The following is a 19,264-nucleotide window of genomic DNA, read 5'->3' on the forward strand; positions in this document are numbered from 1 at the left end:
CACTGTGTTCCGTACGACGTACGCGGGCAGTACCTCGTACGCGGGCACTGAGCGACTTGCCGGGCACGCTCCGGAACCGGCGCGACCGAGCCGAGTGACACAGGCACTCAGTGGCACGGCTCTGGGAAGCGTCATCACCAGAAATTTCCTCCGCCGCTTTGGCGGACCACCGCCCCGGCACGGTCCGTACACCAGGGATCGAAGCCGGACAGCACAAACGGTCGCCGAGCCAGACAGGCCGACGTCCGCTCCAGGGAAGGACCCTTCGTGAGCGACACCACCGATCTGATGGGCGCACGTGTCGAGGAGACCGCTGCCGCGCCCGCCACGGACGCCTCCGCGCCTGCCACCGGTGCCGGCTCCCGGCGGCGCCGCGGTACCGGCCTTGAGGGCATGGTGCTGGCCGAGCTTCAGCAGGTCGCATCCGGCCTCGGTATCAAGGGCACGGCGCGCATGCGCAAGAGCCAGCTGATCGAGGTCATCAAGGAGGCGCAGGCCGGCGGAGGTGCCGCCCCGGCCAAGGCCGAGACGGCCACCGAGACCAAGCCGAAGCGCCGCGCCACATCCCGGGCCCGTACGGGCGACGAGGCCGCCGCCGCGAAGAAGGCGGAGAAGGCCACCGAGGCCCCCGCCGAGAAGGCCGTGGCCCAGCAGCAGATCGAGATCCCCGGCCAGCCGGCTGGGGGCCCCTCCCGCGCGAGCGAATTCGAACGTGGGGGAGACGACGCCCCGGCGGAGCGCCGCCGTCGCCGCGCCACCGCCGACGCCGGTGCCCCTGCGGCCGCCCCCGAGACGGTCGCCGCCGAGGCGAAGAGCGAGCCGAAGGCCGAGACGCCCGCGCAGTCGCAGGCCCAGCAGGGCGACGCCAAGGGTGACGCCGGTGACGGCGGCGAGGGCCGTCGTCGCGACCGCCGTGAGCGCGGCCGGGACCGTGACCGCGGTGACCGCGGCGACCGCCGCAAGGGCGACGACCAGCAGGGCGGCGGTCGTCAGGACCGCCAGCAGGACCGCCAGCAGGGCCAGCAGCAGAGCGGTGGCCGCCAGGACCGCCAGCGCGACAACGGCCCGCAGGACGACGACGACTTCGAGGGCGGCCGCCGTGGCCGTCGCGGTCGTTACCGGGACCGCCGTGGCCGTCGCGGCCGCGACGAGATGGGCAGCGAGCCGCAGCTCGCCGACGACGACGTCCTGATCCCCGTCGCGGGCATCCTGGACATCCTCGACAACTACGCCTTCATCCGTACGTCGGGCTACCTGCCGGGCCCCAACGACGTGTACGTCTCCCTGGCTCAGGTGCGCAAGAACGGCCTGCGCAAGGGCGACCACGTCACCGGCGCGGTCCGTCAGCCGAAGGAAGGCGAGCGGCGCGAGAAGTTCAACGCGCTGGTGCGTCTCGACTCCGTCAACGGCATGGCGCCCGAACACGGCCGCGGCCGCCCGGAGTTCAACAAGCTCACCCCGCTCTACCCGCAGGACCGCCTCCGCCTGGAGACGGACCCGGGCGTGCTGACCACCCGCATCATCGACCTCGTGTCGCCGATCGGTAAGGGCCAGCGCGGTCTGATCGTGGCCCCGCCGAAGACCGGCAAGACCATGATCATGCAGGCGATCGCCAACGCGATCACCCACAACAACCCCGAGTGCCACCTGATGGTCGTCCTCGTCGACGAGCGTCCGGAAGAGGTCACCGACATGCAGCGGTCGGTGAAGGGCGAGGTCATCTCCTCGACCTTCGACCGCCCGGCCGAGGACCACACCACGGTCGCCGAGCTCGCCATCGAGCGCGCCAAGCGGCTGGTGGAGCTGGGTCACGACGTCGTCGTGCTGCTCGACTCGATCACGCGTCTGGGCCGTGCGTACAACCTCGCCGCCCCGGCCTCCGGCCGCATCCTGTCCGGTGGTGTCGACTCGACCGCCCTGTACCCGCCGAAGCGCTTCTTCGGTGCGGCCCGCAACATCGAGGACGGCGGCTCGCTGACCATCCTCGCCACCGCGCTGGTGGACACCGGGTCCCGCATGGACGAGGTGATCTTCGAGGAGTTCAAGGGCACGGGCAACGCCGAGCTCAAGCTCGACCGCAAGCTCGCCGACAAGCGCATCTTCCCCGCGGTGGACGTCGACGCGTCCGGTACCCGTAAGGAAGAGATCCTGCTCGCCCCCGACGAGCTCGCCATCGTATGGAAGCTGCGCCGGGTGCTGCACGCCCTCGACCAGCAGCAGGCGGTCGAGCTGCTCCTCGACAAGATGAAGCAGACGAAGTCGAACGCCGAGTTCCTGATGCAGATCCAGAAGACGACGCCGACGCCGGGTAACGGTGACTAGTCGCCGTTGAGCGGCGGCTGTTCGCCGGCCGCGGTTGGGCCCCTGGAGGGCGTTGAGGCCGCCCCACGTCACATCAGTGACGTGGGGCGGCCTTTTCAAGAGAGGTCCCCTGGTCATCGGCGGCACGACGACCGGCATCAGCTCGGCGCCCTGGATGGTGTCCGAGACGCTGAAGTCGGCCACGCTGCCCCTCCAGTCCGACAGCACCTGCACGGGCTTCTACGGCAGCGGGTTCGTCAAGGGCCACATGGTCGGCGCGGGCCGGGCCGGCCAGCGGCAGCGACAGCGGTACGACCTCCGCCTGCAACGGCGACTCCGGCGGGCCGCTCGTCGTGAACGGCCGGATCGTCGGCGTCGTCTCCTGGGGCGTCCAGGACTTCGTCGCCGAGGGCGCGTACAGCGTCTTCGCCAAGGTCACCTCGTACGTAGGCGCCGTCTACCCCCGGGTCGACGACAGCTCCACGACGACCGGTTACTCGAAGGACTCGAAGGGTGGCTCCTTCGCCGCGCGCGAGTCCTGGGGCAGCTGGAGCGGCGTCGACGTCGTCCTCCAGACCGACCTCGACCGGGACGGCTACCAGGACCCGATCCACCGGCGCGGCTCCGACGGCGACCTGCTCTCGGTCGACTCAGGCGGCTACCTGTACCTCTACAAGGACACCGGAAAGGCCACCAGCGAGATCTTTGCCACAAGGATCTCGGTCGGCACGGACTTGGCGCAGTACGACATCTTCGGCTGAAACAGCAGGTGAGACGGGCCTGCCCGGTACACACCGACTACGGTCCGTGCCCACCGCTCCTCGGCGGTGGGCACGGTCCGTTGTGCAACCCTTCTCCGAGTTTCCCCGTCTGACCGGACGGGGTGACGATGGTGTGGTACGGGCCAAATGGCCACGCCTGACCCTGAAAGCAGGGGGTAACCGACCGGACGAGAACCGAGGAGCACAGTGTCCGCCGAGAGCACGCCGGAGCCCGGCATACCGGGTGAGACCGGCAGCACAGGTCCGCGCCACCGAGCCAAGGGCCGCCGCCGCAAGCCCCGCGACAAGCGCAAGGGCCTGCTGATCACGGCCTGGACGGCCGCCGGGATCGTGGTCCTGGGCGGCACCGGCGCCGGGTACCTGTACTTCAAGCTCAACGGCAACCTCAAGAGCGTCGACATCGACCAGGCCCTCGGCACCGAACGGCCGCAGAAGGTCGACAACGGCTCCGAGAACATCCTCGTCCTCGGCTCGGACACCCGCTCCGGCAGCAACAAGAAGCTCGGCGGCGGCACCGACGACGGCAGCGCCCGCTCGGACACGGCGATGATCGTGCACGTCTACGAGGGCCACAAGAAGGCCAGCGTGGTCTCCATCCCGCGCGACACCCTCATCGACCGCCCCCAGTGCACCGACACCAACGGGGACACGCACGACGCCGCGTCCGGCGTGATGTTCAACGAGTCGTACGGCACGGGCGGCGCCGCCTGTGCGGTGAAGACTGTCGAGTCCATCAGCGGCATCCGCATGGACCACTACCTGGAGGTCGACTTCTCCGGCTTCCAGAAGCTCATCGACGAGCTCGGCGGGGTCAAGGTCACCACGACCAAGAACATCAACGACCCCGACAGCCACCTCAACCTCAAGGCCGGCGCCCACGAGCTCACCGGCAAGCAGGCCCTCGGCCTCGTGCGCACCCGGCACGGCGTCGGCGACGGCTCCGACCTCGGCCGTATCCAGCTCCAGCAGGCGTTCATCAAGGCGCTGATCAACCAGATCAAGGACATCAATCTCTTCGGCAACCCCAAGAGGCTCTACGACCTGGCCAACACGGCCACCAAGACGGTGACCACCGACTCCGACCTGGGCTCCGTCAACAAGCTCATGTCCTTCGCGAGCGGCCTCAAGGGCATCAGCTCCAAGAACATGAACATGGTCACGATGCCGGTCCAGTACGACCCGGCCGACCCGAACCGGGTGATCGTGGCGAAGGCGAAGGCGCAGCAGGTGTGGACGGCCCTGAAGAACGACAGGCCGATCCCGAAGTCGGCCACGCAGGGCACGGCCAAGGGCGACGCCAACGGTGTCGTGAGCGCTTCGTGAGCTTCGGGGAATAGATCACGGGTACCCCCGGTTTTGGGGGATGGCCCCAGTCCTGGCAGACTGGTACGTCGGCTCCGGTTCACGCTCCCGCACCCCGCGTCAGCGACCCGGCGCCCTCCCGAAACTAGGAGACACCTTGAAGCGCGACATCCACCCCGAGTACGTCGAGACGCAGGTCAGCTGCACCTGTGGCGCGTCGTTCACCACCCGTAGCACCATCGCGAGCGGCACCATCCGCGCCGAGGTCTGCTCCGAGTGCCACCCGTTCTACACGGGCAAGCAGAAGATCCTCGACACCGGTGGCCGTGTGGCCCGCTTCGAGGCCCGCTTCGGCAAGGCTGCTGCCAAGAAGTAGCGAGCCCCATTTCGCCGGTCCACGGTCGCGCCCCCTTCCAGGGCGCACCGGGACCGGCGTTTTTGGTCGCCCGCCTTCCCCCTTCATCCGCAGTACAGGAGCCCTGAGATGTTCGAGGCCGTCGAGGAACTCGTCGGTGAGCACGCCGACCTGGAGAAGAAGCTCGCCGACCCGTCGGTCTTCGCCGACCAGGCCAACGCGCGCAAGCTGAACAAGCGCTACGCCGAGCTCACCCCGATCGTCGCCACGTACCGCTCCTGGAAGCAGACCGGCGACGACATCGAGACGGCGAAGGAATTCGCCGCCGACGACCCGGACTTCGCGGCCGAGGTCAAGGAGCTGGAGCGCACGCGCGAGGAGCTGACGGAGAAGCTGCGGCTTCTTCTCGTCCCGCGCGACCCCAGCGACGACAAGGACGTCATCCTGGAGATCAAGGCGGGCGCGGGCGGCGACGAGTCGGCGCTGTTCGCCGGCGACCTGCTACGGATGTATCTGCGGTACGCGGAGCGGGTCGGCTGGAAGACCGAGATCATCGACGCCACCGAGTCCGAGCTGGGCGGCTACAAGGACGTCCAGGTCGCGGTGAAGACCAAGGGCGGACAGGGCGCGACCGAGCCCGGCCAGGGTGTCTGGGCCCGGCTGAAGTACGAGGGCGGGGTGCACCGGGTGCAGCGCGTTCCGGCCACCGAGTCCCAGGGCCGTATCCACACGTCGGCCGCGGGAGTCCTCGTCACTCCGGAGGCCGAGGAGGTCGACGTCGAGATCAACCCGAACGACCTCCGCATCGACGTGTACCGGTCGTCCGGTCCGGGTGGCCAGTCCGTCAACACCACCGACTCCGCCGTGCGCATCACGCACATTCCGACCGGAGTCGTCGCCTCCTGCCAGAACGAGAAGAGCCAGCTGCAGAACAAGGAGCAGGCACTGCGTATCCTGCGCTCCAGGCTTCTCGCAGCGGCGCAGGAGGAAGCCGAGCGGGAAGCGGCCGACGCCCGCCGCAGCCAGGTCCGCACCGTCGACCGCTCCGAGAAGATCCGCACCTACAACTTCCCGGAGAATCGCCTCTCGGACCACCGCGTCGGCTTCAAGGCCTACAACCTGGACCAGGTCCTGGACGGCGACCTCGACGCGGTGATCCAGGCGTGCGTCGACGCGGACTCGGCGGCCAAGCTGGCGGCTGCGTAAGGCCGTCAGGGACGTACGCACGTACGAGTACGACACGGAGGACTTGCGTGCAGCAATTCATCGGGGGGCGAACCCCGAGCCCCCGCAGCGTGCTGCTCGCGGAGGTGGCCCAGGCCACCCAGCGGCTGGCCGACGCCGGCGTGCCCTCGCCGCGCAACGACGCGGAGGAGCTCGCCGCGTTCGTGCACGGCGTGAAGCGGGGCGAGCTGCACTCCGTGAAGGACGCGGACTTCGACGCCCGGTACTGGGAGGTCATCGCCCGGCGTGAGCAGCGCGAGCCGCTCCAGCACATCACCGGGCGGGCCTACTTCCGCTATCTCGAACTCCAAGTCGGGCCCGGGGTGTTCGTGCCCCGCCCCGAGACGGAGTCGGTGGTCGGCTGGGCCATAGACGCCGTGCGCGCGATGGACGTCGTGGAGCCCTGCATCGTCGACCTGTGCACCGGCTCCGGCGCCATCGCGCTCGCCCTGGCCCAGGAGGTGCCGCGCTCCCGCGTGCACGCCGTGGAGCTGTCCGAGGACGCCCTGCAGTGGACCCGCAGGAACGTCGAGGGGTCCAGGGTCGACCTGCGGCAGGGCAACGCCCTGGACGCCTTCCCCGACCTGGACGGCCAGGTCGACCTGGTCATCTCCAACCCGCCCTACATCCCGCTCACCGAGTGGGAGTACGTCGCTCCCGAGGCGCGGGACTACGACCCCGACCTCGCCCTGTTCTCGGGCGAGGACGGTCTCGATCTCATCCGCGGTCTGGAGCGGACCGCACACCGGCTCCTGCGTCCGGGCGGTGTCGTCGTCATCGAGCACGCCGACACCCAGGGCGGCCAGGTGCCGTGGATCTTCACCGAGGAGCGGGGCTGGGCCGACGCGGCCGACCACCCCGACCTCAACAACCGCCCCAGGTTCGCGACCGCCCGCAAGGCGCTGCCGTGAGCACCCCGCAGGCAGTTCTTTCCGAAGCCCCGCATTACGTGTACGAGGAGGCCCGCTAGACATGGCACGGCGATACGACACCAACGACGCGACCGACCGCACCACCGGTCTGCGTGAAGCCGCGTCCGCCGTCCGCCGTGGCGAGCTCGTGGTCCTCCCGACCGACACGGTGTACGGCATCGGCGCCGACGCGTTCACCAAGGAGGCCGTCGGCGACCTGCTGGAGGCCAAGGGGCGGGGCCGCAGCATGCCCACCCCCGTGCTGATCGGCTCCCCGAACACGCTCCACGGTCTCGTCACCGACTTCTCCGAGCTGGCCTGGGAACTGGTCGACGCGTTCTGGCCGGGCGCGCTGACGCTGGTCGCCAAGCACCAGCCGTCGCTCCAGTGGGACCTGGGGGACACACGGGGCACGGTCGCCGTACGGATGCCCCTCCACCCCGTCGCCATCGAGCTGCTGACGGAGGTCGGTCCGATGGCCGTGTCGTCGGCGAACCTGACGGGCCACCCCGCGCCGGAGGACTGTGACGCCGCGCAGGAGATGCTCGGCGACTCGGTCTCCGTCTACCTGGACGGCGGCCCGACCCCGGGCAACGTGCCGTCCTCGATCGTCGACGTCACGGGTGAAGTGCCCCTCCTGCTGCGCGCGGGCGCGATCTCCGCGGAAGAGCTGCGGAAGGTCGTACCCGACCTCGAGGTGGCCAATTGACAGCCCCTGAAGCGGGGCGTGGCATAGGCAACGGGGAAAGCGCGGCGGAGATCACGACGACCTTCGTGGGTCTCCCGCGCGACAGTTTCCGCATCCTCCACGTCAGCACCGGCAACGTGTGCCGCTCGCCGATCACCGAGCGGCTGACCCGTCATTTCGTGGCGCAGCGGCTCGGCGTGCTCGGCGGCGGGCTGATCGTGGAGAGCGCGGGCACCTGGGGCCATGAGGGCGCGTCCATGGAGGCCAACGCGGAGACGGTCCTCGCCGACTTCGGCGCGGACGCCGCCGGCTTCGTCGGCCGCGAGCTCCTCGACGAGCACGTCATCCGCGCCGACCTGGTCCTGACCGCCACCCGTGACCACCGCGCCCAGGTCATCTCCATGGGCCATTCGGCGGGCCTGCGCACCTTCACCCTGAAGGAGTTCACCCGCCTGGTGAAGGCGATAGACCCCGCCACCCTGCCTCCGCTGGAGGAGGGCGTGGTCTTCCGTGCGCGTGCGCTGGTGCGTGCGGCGGCGGCTCTACGCGGGTGGCTGCTCGCGCCGACGGCGGAGGCGGACGAGGTGTACGACCCGTACGGGGCGCCGTTGACGTTCTTCCGGTCGGTGGGGGACGAGATACACGAGGCGTTGGATCCGGTCGTGACGGCGCTGACGGGGGTTCCCGCGCGCGCGTGACGCGGGCGATGGGCCGGCGGACGGAGCACGTGTCCCGGATGGGCCAACACCGGGCGGCCCCGACGTCCCCGGCCTACATTGGACGTACGTCATCGTCGACGCACGCCCGGAGCCCATCATGTCGGTCACCCATACCCTCGAGGCCGATGTCCTGCGCCGTCAGGACCCTGAGCTCGCCGACATCCTGCTCGGGGAGCTCGATCGGCAGTCGACGACGCTTCAGCTGGTCGCCGCCGAGAACTTCACCTCGCCCGCCGTGCTGGCGGCACTGGGGTCGCCGCTCGCCAACAAGTACGCGGAGGGGTATCCGGGCGCCCGCTACCACGGTGGCTGCGAGATGGCCGACGTCGCCGAGCGGCTCGCCGTGGACCGGGCCAGGGCGCTGTTCGGGGCCGAGCACGCCAATGTGCAGTCGCACTCGGGGTCGTCCGCCGTCCTCGCCGCGTACGCCGCCCTGCTGCGGCCCGGCGACACTGTCCTCGCCCTCGGGCTGCCGTACGGAGGCCACCTCACCCACGGCTCGCCCGCCAACTTCTCCGGGCGCTGGTTCGACTTCGTGGGCTACGGGGTGGACGCCGAGACCGGGCTCATCGACTACGACCAGGTGCGGACACTGGCTCGCAACCACCGGCCCAAGGCGATCGTGTGCGGGTCCATCGCCTATCCGCGCCACATCGACTACGCCTTCTTCCGCGACATCGCCGACGAGGTGGGCGCGTATCTCATCGCCGACGCCGCCCACCCGATGGGGCTCGTCGCCGGGGGAGCGGCACCGAACCCGGTGCCGTACGCCGATGTCGTGTGCGCCACTTCGCACAAGGTGCTGCGGGGGCCGCGCGGCGGCATGATCCTGTGCGGCTCGGACCTCGCCGAGCGGATCGACCGCGCCGTCTTCCCGTTCACCCAGGGCGGCGCCCAGATGCACACCATCGCCGCCAAGGCCGTCGCGTTCGGCGAGGCGGCAACCCCGGCGTTCGCCGCGTACGCCCATCAGGTGGTCGCCAACGCGCGGATGCTCGCGGCCGGGCTGGCCGCGGAGGGGCTCGTCGTCACCACGGGCGGGACCGACACCCACCTCATCACCGCCGACCCGGCACCGCTCGGCGTCGACGGCAGGGACGCACGCGGCCGGCTCGCGGCGGCCGGAATGGTGCTGGACTGCTGCGCGCTGCCGCACGGCGACGCCCGCGGCCTGCGGCTGGGTACGGCGGCCGTGACCACCCAGGGCATGGGCGAGGGGGAGATGGCGTGGCTCGCCGCCCTGCTGGCGGGGGTGCTGCGCGGGGAGACCGAGAGCCAGCGGGCCCGTGAAGAAGTGCGGGAGCTGACCGGTAGATTTCCGCCGTATCCCGGCTGAGGCGGGGTAGACGCACCAGCGACACAGCCACGCGTGCAACCATCGTCGCTACCCGAAAGTCCCCACACATATGCGTCGCGTATGTGTCCGTCGCTAGGGTGTGGGGCTGTGATGGCCAGCGAGACCTGTGGGGAAGCCCGTGCGTGAATACCTGCTGACGCTCTGCATCACGGCCGCGGTGACGTATCTGCTGACAGGGCCGGTACGTAAGTTCGCGATCGTGGCCGGGGCGATGCCGGAGATCCGGGCACGTGACGTGCACCGGGAACCCACTCCGCGGCTCGGCGGTATCGCGATGTTCTTCGGCCTGTGCGCGGGCCTGCTGGTCGCCGACCACCTCACCAACCTCAGCGCGGTCTTCGAGAAGTCCAACGAACCGCGGGCCCTGCTCTCCGGAGCGGCGCTCATCTGGCTGATCGGCGTCCTGGACGACAAGTTCGAGATCGACGCCCTGATCAAGCTGGGCGGCCAGATGATCGCCGCCGGCGTCATGGTCATGCAGGGTCTGACGATCCTGTGGCTGCCCATCCCGGGCTTCGGCTCGGTCGCCCTGACCCAGTGGCAGGGCACCCTGCTCACCGTCGCCCTGGTCGTCATCACCATCAACGCGGTCAACTTCGTCGACGGCCTGGACGGCCTCGCGGCGGGCATGGTGTGCATCGCCTCGGCCGCGTTCTTCCTCTACGCCTACCGCGTCTGGGTCTCGTACGGCATCGAGGCAGCCGCCCCCGCGACGCTGTTCTCGGCGATCCTGATGGGCATGTGCCTGGGCTTCCTGCCGCACAACATGCACCCGGCGCGGATCTTCATGGGTGACTCCGGCTCCATGCTGATCGGCCTGGTCCTCGCCGCGGGTGCCATCTCCATCACCGGTCAGGTCGACCCGGACGCGCTGAAGCTGTTCGCCGGCTCCGAGAAGGAGGCCGTGCACCAGACGGTGCCCGTCTACATCCCGCTGCTGCTGCCCCTGACGATCATCGCGATCCCGGCCGCCGACCTGGTGCTGGCCATCGTCCGCCGCACCTGGCGCGGCCAGTCGCCGTTCGCCGCCGACCGCGGCCACCTGCACCACCGGCTGCTGGAGATCGGCCACTCGCACAGCCGCGCGGTGCTGATCATGTACTTCTGGTCGGCGCTGATCGCCTTCGGCGCGCTCGCCTACTCCGTGAACTCGGCGTCCATGTGGATCGTGCTGAGCGTGGTGTTCCTCAGCGCCATCGGCCTGGGCCTGCTGCTGCTCCCGCGCTTCACTCCGCGCGCGCCCCGCTGGGCCGAGGCCTTCGTGCCGCCGCGCTACCGCCGCCGCCGGGCCGTCGCCGAGCCCGCGGCCACCACGCCGCAGACTCCTGCCGCCCAGGCCCCGGCGGGCTCCCAGCCCGAGGAGGAGCCGCGGACCCCGGTCGCCGCCGGAGTCGCGGGGGTCAACGGCGCGACCGCCATCGGCGCCCGTTCGCGCTTCCTGGACCGGCGGAAGGCCGGATCGTCCCGCTGAGCCTCGACGGGTCAAGGTAAGAGCGCGGCCAAGGTAAGAATCTGACTAGAGCATTGCCAAGTCATGGGGGAACGAAGTTCCCCAATACCAGACAAGTAGGCTGCGTTCCTGCACAGACGCGCAGTGTCACTCTCATGTGTGACACCGAGCACACACCCCAGGTAAAGACCTCATCAAATAGTTTGTGATACGGTTCACGAGAACCCCCGGATAGAGCCGAAGGGCCGCAGTGCGACGGTCCACCGGCGTGAGGTTCTCTCTCCACCCGGGACTACGCTCGTCCATGACGACACCCTGCCCCCACCGTGAAAGCGGAGTTGCCGCCATGCCGTCCAATGACGCCCGGATCCTGCTCCAGGCCGCTGTGCCCACAGCCGCCGTCGGCGCTGTCGCAGCCGTCGTCGGCGGGGTGGTCGCCGGTGGCAAGGGGGCGATCGGGGCTGTTGTCGCGACGGTGGTCGTGATCCTCTTCATGGGACTCGGCCTCTTCGTTCTGCAACGCACTGCCAAATCGCTTCCGCACCTGTTCCAGGCGATGGGCCTGATGTTGTACGCGGCGCAGATCCTGCTGCTGTTCATCTTCATGGCCGCGTTCAAGAACACGACGCTGTTCCATCCGCGGGCCTTCGCGTTCACCCTGCTCGCCGGAACGCTCGTGTGGATCGCCATGCAGACGCGCGCCACCATGAAAGCCAAGACCCTCTACGTCGAACCCGATTCGGGCACTCCCTCGAAGGGTGACAAGCCCGAAAAGACGGGGCACTCGTCGTGAGAGGTAGGGGCGGGATAAGGGCGCTCGAGAAGTCCTGCTATCGTCCGGTGCCAACTGCGGCATCGCGGGCGCGGGCATCTGAGCTGACGCCTGCTCAATCGCGAGGCGAGATGCCCCCCAGCCGCCCCCACATCCGTAACACCAGTCCCGTGCCGAACCGCGGCTGCGCGCCGCGCCGACACAACGAGGTTGCCGTACCTATGCGCCACGCTGAAGGAGCCCGCGGTGAGTGCTGACCCGACGCAGGTGCTCGCCTTCGACACCAACTGCCACCTCTTCGACGGGTGTGGCTTCGCCGATGTGTCCCCGGGCCTGCACTCGTTCATGTTCCAGCCCCTGTGGGGTGACGGCGACAGCAACGTGTACTTCAACAAGACGATGCTGCTGGCGCTGCTCGGCTCGATCATCATCGTGGGCTTCTTCTGGGCCGCCTTCCGCAGGCCGCAGGTGGTCCCGGGCAAGCTCCAGATGGTCGCCGAAGCGGGCTACGACTTCATCCGGCGCGGTGTCGTCTACGAGACCATCGGCAAGAAGGAAGGCGAGAAGTACGTACCGCTCGTCGTCTCGCTGTTCTTCTTCGTCTGGATGCTGAACCTGTGGTCGATCATTCCGATCGCCCAGTTCCCGGTCACCTCGATCATCTCGTACCCGCTGGTCCTGGCCCTGATCGTCTACATCCTCTGGGTGTCCCTGACCTTCAAGCGGCACGGCTTCGTCGGCTTCTGGAAGAACGTCACCGGCTACGACAAGTCGCTCGGTGCGGTGCTGCCGCTGGCCATGCTGATCGAGCTCTTCTCCAACCTGCTGATCCGGCCGTTCACGCACGCCGTGCGACTCTTCGCGAACATGTTCGCGGGTCACACCCTGCTGCTGCTGTTCACGATCGCCAGCTGGTACATGCTGAACGGCTTCGGCATCGCCTACGCGGGTGTCTCGTTCGTGATGGTCATCGTCATGACCGCCTTCGAGCTGTTCATCCAGGCACTGCAGGCTTACGTGTTCGTCCTGCTGACGTGCACCTACATCCAGGGCGCCCTCGCCGAGCACCACTGAGCCACCGCCCTCCCACCTCCACAGATCGTCCGGTGGCCAACCCCCACCGGTCCGTAAAGAAAAGGAAGAACTGGCATGTCCCAGACCCTTGCTGCTGTCGAAGGCTCCCTCGGCTCCATCGGTTACGGCCTCGCCGCGATCGGCCCCGGCGTCGGCGTCGGCATCATCTTCGGTAACGGCACCCAGGCCCTGGCCCGTCAGCCCGAGGCCGCCGGCCTGATCCGTGCCAACCAGATCCTCGGCTTCGCCTTCTGTGAGGCGCTCGCCCTCATCGGTCTGGTCATGCCGTTCGTCTACGGCTACTGATCAGCGAATCCAGTCCAGCCGACTAGACGAAAGGCACTCACATGAGCCAGCTGCTCATCGCGGCGAGTGAGGGGGAGAACCCCCTCATCCCGCCGATCCCTGAGCTTGTCATCGGCCTGCTCGCCTTCGTCATCGTCTTCGGCTTCCTCGCCAAGAAGCTCCTCCCGAACATCAACAAGGTTCTGGAAGAGCGCCGCGAGGCCATCGAGGGCGGTATCGAGAAGGCCGAGGCCGCCCAGACCGAGGCCCAGAGCGTGCTCGAGCAGTACAAGGCACAGCTCGCCGAGGCCCGGCACGAGGCCGCGCGTCTGCGCCAGGAGGCGCAGGAGCAGGGCGCCACGCTCATCGCCGAGATGCGCGCGGAAGGCCAGCGGCAGCGCGAGGAGATCGTCGCCGCCGGTCACTCCCAGATCGAGGCCGACCGCAAGGCCGCCGCGTCCGCGCTGCGCCAGGATGTCGGCAAGCTCGCCACCGAACTGGCCGGCAAGCTCGTCGGCGAGTCCCTGGAGGACCACGCCCGGCAGAGCCGTGTCATCGACCGCTTCCTCGAGGACCTTGAGGAGAAGGCCGAGGCCGCGCGATGAACGGAGCGAGCCGCGAGGCCCTGGCAGCCGCACGTGAGCGTCTCGACGCGCTGACGGACTCCACGTCCGTCGACGCGGCCAAGCTCGCCGACGAGCTGGCCGCCGTCACCGCGCTGCTCGACCGCGAGGTGTCGCTGCGTCGGGTCCTGACCGACCCGGCGCAGGCTGGCGAGGCCAAGGCCGAGCTGGCTCAGCGCCTGCTCGGCGGCCAGGTCGGCGGCGAGACCACCGACCTGCTGGCCGGCATGGTGCGTTCCCGCTGGTCGCAGTCCCGCGACCTGGTGGACGCGCTGGAGGAGCTGGCGGACACCGCCGACCTCACCGCCGCGCAGCGCACGGGCAAGCTCGACGACGTCGAGGACGAGCTGTTCCGGTTCGGCCGGATCGTCTTCTCCAGCACCGAGCTGCGCGCCGCGCTGACCAACCGCGCCGCGACGGCGTCGGCCAAGAGCGAGCTGCTGCGCAGCCTGCTCGGCGGTCGGGCCAAGGCGACGACCGAGCGTCTCGTGACGCGTCTTGTGACCGCGCCGCGTGGACGTAGCCTGGAGTCGGGACTGGAGTCCCTGTCCAAGCTCGCCGCCGAGCGCCGGGACCGCATGGTGGCCATCGTCACCTCGGCGGTGCCGCTGAGCGACCCGCAGAGGCAGCGCCTGGGTGCCGCCCTCGCGAAGCTCTACGGCCGCCCGATGCACCTCAACCTCGACGTGGACCCCGAGGTCGTCGGCGGAATCCGGGTGCAGGTCGGTGACGAGGTCATCAACGGCTCCCTCGCGGACCGCATCGAGGACGCCGGCCGCCGACTGGCGAGCTAGCAGCAACTTCATAGCAAGAGCAGTACGTACTTACGACGGCCCATGTTGGGCCGTGTAGAGGATTCACCTCTTTTATGGGGGGAGTCCCCATCCCCCCAAAGTGAAACTTCGGGCCCAACAAGGAGAGCAGGGAACCCAGATGGCGGAGCTCACGATCCGGCCGGAGGAGATCCGGGACGCGCTGGAGAACTTCGTCCAGTCGTACAAGCCGGACGCGGCCTCGCGCGAGGAGGTCGGTACGGTCACCCTTGCCGGCGACGGCATCGCGAAGGTCGAGGGCCTCCCCTCGGCCATGGCCAACGAACTGCTGAAGTTCGAGGACGGCACCCTCGGCCTCGCGCTCAACCTGGAAGAGCGCGAGATCGGCGCCGTCGTCCTCGGTGAGTTCAGCGGCATCGAGGAGGGGCAGCCGGTCTCCCGTACCGGTGAGGTCCTCTCCGTGGCCGTCGGCGAGGGCTACCTCGGCCGCGTGGTCGACCCGCTCGGCAACCCGATCGACGGCCTCGGCGAGATCGAGACGTCCGGCCGCCGCGCCCTGGAGCTTCAGGCTCCGGGCGTCATGGCCCGTAAGTCGGTGCACGAGCCGATGGAGACCGGCTACAAGGCCGTCGACGCGATGACCCCGATCGGCCGTGGCCAGCGTCAGCTGATCATCGGTGACCGCCAGACCGGCAAGACCGCCCTGGCCGTCGACACGATCATCAACCAGCGCGACAACTGGCGCTCGGGCGACGTGAACAAGCAGGTCCGCTGCATCTACGTCGCCATCGGCCAGAAGGGCTCGACCATCGCGTCGGTCCGCCGCGCGCTGGAGGAGAACGGCGCGCTCGAGTACACGACCATCGTCGCCGCCCCGGCGTCCGACCCGGCCGGCTTCAAGTACCTGGCGCCGTACACCGGTTCGGCCATCGGCCAGCAGTGGATGTACGAGGGCAAGCACGTCCTCATCATCTTCGACGACCTCTCGAAGCAGGCCGACGCCTACCGCGCCGTGTCCCTGCTGCTGCGCCGCCCGCCGGGCCGTGAGGCCTACCCGGGTGACGTCTTCTACCTGCACTCCCGTCTGCTGGAGCGCTGCGCGAAGCTCTCCGACGACATGGGCGCCGGTTCGATGACGGGTCTGCCGATCGTCGAGACCAAGGCCAACGACGTCTCGGCGTTCATCCCGACCAACGTCATCTCCATCACCGACGGCCAGTGCTTCCTGGAGTCGGACCTGTTCAACGCCGGTCAGCGCCCCGCGCTGAACGTCGGTATCTCCGTCTCCCGAGTCGGTGGTTCCGCGCAGCACAAGGCGATGAAGCAGGTCTCCGGTCGTCTCCGTCTGGACCTGGCCCAGTACCGCGAGCTGGAGGCGTTCGCCGCCTTCGGTTCCGACCTGGACGCCGCGTCGAAGGCGCAGCTGGAGCGTGGTTCGCGTCTGGTCGAGCTGCTCAAGCAGGCTCAGTACCAGCCGATGGCCACCGAGGACCAGGTCGTCTCGGTCTGGGGTGCCACCACCGGCAAGATGGACGATGTCCCGGTCAACGACATCCGCCGCTTCGAGACGGAGCTCCTGGAGTACCTGCACCGCAAGGAGCAGGGCCTCATGACCTCCATCAAGGAGGGCGGCAAGATGTCGGACGACACCCTCACCGCTGTTGCCGACGCGATCGCCGAATTCAAGAAGCAGTTCGAGACCTCGGACGGCAAGCTTCTCGGCGAGGACGCCCCGGCCGCCGCCAAGTGACGTAAGGAAGGGACCTGACTCATGGGAGCCCAGCTCCGGGTCTACAAGCGTCGCATCCGATCCGTCACCGCGACCAAGAAGATCACCAAGGCGATGGAGATGATCGCCGCCTCGCGTGTCGTCAAGGCGCAGCGCAAGGTGGCGGCCTCCACGCCGTACGCGACCGAGCTCACCCGCGCGGTCACGGCGGTCGGTACCGGCTCGAACACCAAGCACCCGCTGACCACGCAGGCCGAGACGGTCACGCGGTCCGCGGTGCTGCTCCTGACGAGCGACCGTGGTCTCGCCGGCGCCTTCAACTCGAACGCCATCAAGATCGCGGAGCAGCTGACCGCGCGTCTGGAGCGCGAGGGCCAGGAGGTCGAGATCTACATCGTCGGCCGCCGTGGTGTCGCCCACTACAACTTCCGTGAGCGCAAGATCGCGGAGTCGTGGAGCGGCTTCACCGACGAGCCGTCGTACGCGGACGCCAAGAAGGTCGCGGCTCCGCTGATCGAGGCGATCGAGAAGGACACGGCCGAGGGCGGCGTGGACGAACTCCACATCGTCTTCACCGAGTTCGTCTCGATGATGACGCAGACGGCCCTCGACGACCGTCTGCTGCCGCTCAGCCTCGAAGAGGTCGCCAAGGAGGCCGCGCCCTCGGGCGAGATCCTCCCGCTGTACGACTTCGAGCCCTCGGCGGAGGACGTCCTCGACGCCCTGCTGCCGCGCTACGTGGAGAGCCGTATCTACAACGCGCTGCTCCAGTCGGCCGCCTCCAAGCACGCCGCCACGCGGCGCGCGATGAAGTCGGCCACCGACAACGCGGGAGAGCTCATCGAGACGCTCTCGCGGCTTGCCAACGCGGCCCGCCAGGCCGAAATCACCCAGGAAATCAGCGAGATCGTCGGTGGCTCCGCAGCCCTGGCCGACGCGACCGCGGGGAGTGACAGGTAATGACGACGACAGTTGAGACGGCCGTTGCCACGGGCCGCGTCGCCCGGGTCATCGGCCCGGTCGTCGACGTGGAATTCCCCGTCGACGCCATGCCGGAGATCTACAACGCCCTTCACGTCGAGGTCGCCGACCCGGCCCAGGACGGCGCGCAGAAGACGCTGACCCTCGAGGTCGCCCAGCACCTGGGTGACGGCCTGGTCCGCACGATCTCGATGCAGCCCACCGACGGTCTGGTCCGCCAGGCCCCGGTCACCGACACCGGTGCCTCCATCACGGTGCCCGTCGGCGACTTCACCAAGGGCAAGGTGTTCAACACCCTCGGTGAGGTGCTGAACGTCGACGAGCAGTACGAGGGCGAGCGCTGGGGCATCCACCGCAAGGCCCCGAACTTCGACGAGCTCGAGTCGAAGACCGAGATGTTCGAGACCGGCGTCAAGGTCATCGACCTTCTCACCCCGTACGTCAAGGGTGGAAAGATCGGTCTGTTCGGCGGTGCCGGTGTCGGCAAGACGGTGCTCATCCAGGAGATGATCTACCGCGTCGCCAACAACCACGACGGTGTCTCCGTGTTCGCCGGTGTCGGTGAGCGCACCCGTGAGGGCAACGACCTCATCGAGGAGATGGCCGACTCGGGCGTCATCGACAAGACCGCCCTGGTCTTCGGTCAGATGGACGAGCCCCCGGGCACCCGTCTGCGCGTCGCGCTGGCCGGCCTCACCATGGCCGAGTACTTCCGTGACGTCCAGAAGCAGGACGTGCTGTTCTTCATCGACAACATCTTCCGCTTCACGCAGGCCGGTTCCGAGGTCTCGACCCTGCTCGGCCGTATGCCCTCCGCGGTGGGTTACCAGCCGAACCTGGCCGACGAGATGGGTCTCCTCCAGGAGCGCATCACCTCGACCCGTGGTCACTCGATCACCTCGATGCAGGCGATCTACGTCCCCGCGGACGACCTGACCGACCCGGCCCCGGCCACCACCTTCGCCCACCTCGACGCGACGACGGTTCTCTCCCGTCCGATCTCCGAGAAGGGCATCTACCCGGCCGTGGACCCGCTGGACTCGACGTCCCGCATCCTCGACCCGCGGTACATCGCGGCGGACCACTACAACACCGCCATGCGCGTCAAGGGGATCCTCCAGAAGTACAAGGACCTCCAGGACATCATCGCCATCCTCGGCATCGACGAGCTCGGCGAGGAGGACAAGCTGGTCGTCCAGCGTGCCCGCCGTGTCGAGCGCTTCCTGTCCCAGAACACCCACGTCGCCAAGCAGTTCACCGGCGTGGACGGCTCGGACGTGCCGCTGGACGAGTCGATCGTCGCGTTCAACGCGATCATCGACGGTGAGTTCGACCACTTCCCGGAGCAGGCGTTCTTCCTCTGCGGTGGTATCGAGGACCTGAAGAAGAACGCGAAGGAACTGGGCGTCTCCTGACGCATCGGTGCTCTTGAGCCATTGAGCTCTTGACGGAGGGGGCGGGGGTTCGTCCCGCCCCCTCATCCACGCCTACTAGACTTGTAACCAACACCCGGCAGAACCGCCGGGTGGTGACCCGAGGAGCCACCTTGGCTGCTGAGCTGCACGTCGCGCTGGTCGCCGCCGACCGTGAGGTCTGGTCCGGCCAGGCCACCCTGGTCGTCGCGCGCACCACGTCCGGCGACATCGGCGTCATGCCCGGTCACCAGCCGCTGCTCGGTGTGCTGGAGTCGGGCCCGGTGACCATCCGTACGAGTGAAGGTGGAACCGTCATCGCCGCGGTGCACGGCGGTTTCATCTCCTTCGCGGACGACAAGCTGTCGCTGCTGGCCGAGATCGCCGAGCTGTCGGACGAGATCGATGTCCAGCGCGCGGAGCGGGCGCTGGAGCGCGCGCAGTCGGACGACGACGCGTCCGCCGGCCGCCGCGCGGAGGTCCGCCTGCAAGCGGCGACGGCGCGCTGACCCACGGGGTCACCTCC

Annotated in this window: 18 protein-coding genes and 1 pseudogene; all 19 read left to right on the forward strand. The window is 68.8% G+C overall.

What is annotated here, in order from left to right; genetic code table 11:
- Nucleotides 1-267: 267 nt before the first annotated feature.
- The 19 genes and pseudogenes from rho to ACFU95_RS03985 all read left to right on the forward strand — a co-directional run bounded on the left by rho (nucleotide 268) and on the right by ACFU95_RS03985 (nucleotide 19,247).
- Nucleotides 268-2,322 (forward strand): transcription termination factor Rho, encoded by a 2,055-nt coding sequence (gene rho / locus ACFU95_RS03895; RefSeq protein WP_383821251.1) that lies wholly within the window; start codon nucleotides 268-270, stop codon nucleotides 2,320-2,322.
- 139 nt (nucleotides 2,323-2,461) lie between these two features.
- Nucleotides 2,462-3,050, forward strand: a pseudogene (locus ACFU95_RS03900) (trypsin-like serine protease); the annotation flags it as partial.
- A gap of 219 nt (nucleotides 3,051-3,269) precedes the next feature.
- Nucleotides 3,270-4,406 carry an LCP family protein gene (locus ACFU95_RS03905; RefSeq protein ID WP_383821254.1) on the forward strand — a complete coding sequence of 379 codons (1,137 nt, stop codon included), beginning with the start codon at nucleotides 3,270-3,272 and terminating at the stop codon, nucleotides 4,404-4,406.
- Between the two features lie 136 nt (nucleotides 4,407-4,542).
- Nucleotides 4,543-4,761, forward strand: a complete 219-nt coding sequence (gene rpmE / locus ACFU95_RS03910; protein ID WP_126274372.1) for a 50S ribosomal protein L31 — start codon at nucleotides 4,543-4,545, stop codon at nucleotides 4,759-4,761.
- A 108-nt stretch (nucleotides 4,762-4,869) separates the two neighbouring features.
- Complete coding sequence (gene prfA / locus ACFU95_RS03915; protein ID WP_383821257.1) at nucleotides 4,870-5,946, forward strand: peptide chain release factor 1; 1,077 nt, start codon at nucleotides 4,870-4,872, stop codon at nucleotides 5,944-5,946.
- Between the two features lie 89 nt (nucleotides 5,947-6,035).
- Nucleotides 6,036-6,875, forward strand: a complete 840-nt coding sequence (prmC, locus tag ACFU95_RS03920; protein ID WP_383821421.1) for a peptide chain release factor N(5)-glutamine methyltransferase — start codon at nucleotides 6,036-6,038, stop codon at nucleotides 6,873-6,875.
- A gap of 61 nt (nucleotides 6,876-6,936) precedes the next feature.
- Nucleotides 6,937-7,584, forward strand: coding sequence for an L-threonylcarbamoyladenylate synthase (locus ACFU95_RS03925; protein ID WP_383821260.1), 648 nt, complete (start codon nucleotides 6,937-6,939; stop codon nucleotides 7,582-7,584).
- Nucleotides 7,581-8,261: a protein-tyrosine-phosphatase gene (locus ACFU95_RS03930; RefSeq protein ID WP_383821263.1), complete on the forward strand. Its 681-nt coding sequence runs from the start codon at nucleotides 7,581-7,583 to the stop codon at nucleotides 8,259-8,261. The genes ACFU95_RS03925 and ACFU95_RS03930 overlap by 4 nt, the downstream gene beginning before the upstream one ends.
- A 118-nt stretch (nucleotides 8,262-8,379) precedes the next feature.
- Nucleotides 8,380-9,618 (forward strand): serine hydroxymethyltransferase, encoded by a 1,239-nt coding sequence (gene glyA / locus ACFU95_RS03935; protein ID WP_383821265.1) that lies wholly within the window; start codon nucleotides 8,380-8,382, stop codon nucleotides 9,616-9,618.
- Between the two features lie 139 nt (nucleotides 9,619-9,757).
- Nucleotides 9,758-11,110, forward strand: a complete 1,353-nt coding sequence (locus ACFU95_RS03940; RefSeq protein WP_383821268.1) for an MraY family glycosyltransferase — start codon at nucleotides 9,758-9,760, stop codon at nucleotides 11,108-11,110.
- 325 nt (nucleotides 11,111-11,435) lie between these two features.
- Entirely contained in the window at nucleotides 11,436-11,882 is a 447-nt protein-coding gene (locus ACFU95_RS03945; RefSeq protein WP_383821271.1) for a hypothetical protein, read from the forward strand.
- A gap of 225 nt (nucleotides 11,883-12,107) precedes the next feature.
- Entirely contained in the window at nucleotides 12,108-12,935 is an 828-nt protein-coding gene (gene atpB, locus ACFU95_RS03950; protein ID WP_062717686.1) for a F0F1 ATP synthase subunit A, read from the forward strand.
- 75 nt (nucleotides 12,936-13,010) lie between these two features.
- Nucleotides 13,011-13,241, forward strand: a complete 231-nt coding sequence (atpE, locus tag ACFU95_RS03955; protein WP_009321656.1) for an ATP synthase F0 subunit C — start codon at nucleotides 13,011-13,013, stop codon at nucleotides 13,239-13,241.
- Between the two features lie 41 nt (nucleotides 13,242-13,282).
- On the forward strand, nucleotides 13,283-13,825 hold the full coding sequence (locus ACFU95_RS03960; RefSeq protein ID WP_383821275.1) for a F0F1 ATP synthase subunit B: 543 nt from the start codon (nucleotides 13,283-13,285) through the stop codon (nucleotides 13,823-13,825).
- Nucleotides 13,822-14,637: a F0F1 ATP synthase subunit delta gene (locus ACFU95_RS03965; protein ID WP_383821278.1), complete on the forward strand. Its 816-nt coding sequence runs from the start codon at nucleotides 13,822-13,824 to the stop codon at nucleotides 14,635-14,637. The genes ACFU95_RS03960 and ACFU95_RS03965 overlap by 4 nt, the downstream gene beginning before the upstream one ends.
- 139 nt (nucleotides 14,638-14,776) lie before the next feature.
- Entirely contained in the window at nucleotides 14,777-16,366 is a 1,590-nt protein-coding gene (atpA, locus tag ACFU95_RS03970) for a F0F1 ATP synthase subunit alpha (protein WP_383821281.1), read from the forward strand.
- A 21-nt stretch (nucleotides 16,367-16,387) separates the two neighbouring features.
- Entirely contained in the window at nucleotides 16,388-17,305 is a 918-nt protein-coding gene (locus tag ACFU95_RS03975) for a F0F1 ATP synthase subunit gamma (protein WP_383821284.1), read from the forward strand.
- The gene (gene atpD, locus ACFU95_RS03980; RefSeq protein WP_383821287.1) at nucleotides 17,305-18,741 is read left to right on the forward strand and encodes a F0F1 ATP synthase subunit beta; all 1,437 of its coding nucleotides are present in this window, start codon (nucleotides 17,305-17,307) and stop codon (nucleotides 18,739-18,741) included. The genes ACFU95_RS03975 and atpD overlap by 1 nt, the downstream gene beginning before the upstream one ends.
- A 131-nt stretch (nucleotides 18,742-18,872) precedes the next feature.
- A complete protein-coding gene (locus ACFU95_RS03985; protein WP_383821290.1) occupies nucleotides 18,873-19,247 on the forward strand; it encodes a F0F1 ATP synthase subunit epsilon in 375 nt (124 codons plus the stop codon).
- Nucleotides 19,248-19,264: the final 17 nt, after the last annotated feature.

This window comes from Streptomyces sp. NPDC057623, from assembly GCF_042800355.1.
Taxonomy (GTDB): domain Bacteria; phylum Actinomycetota; class Actinomycetes; order Streptomycetales; family Streptomycetaceae; genus Streptomyces.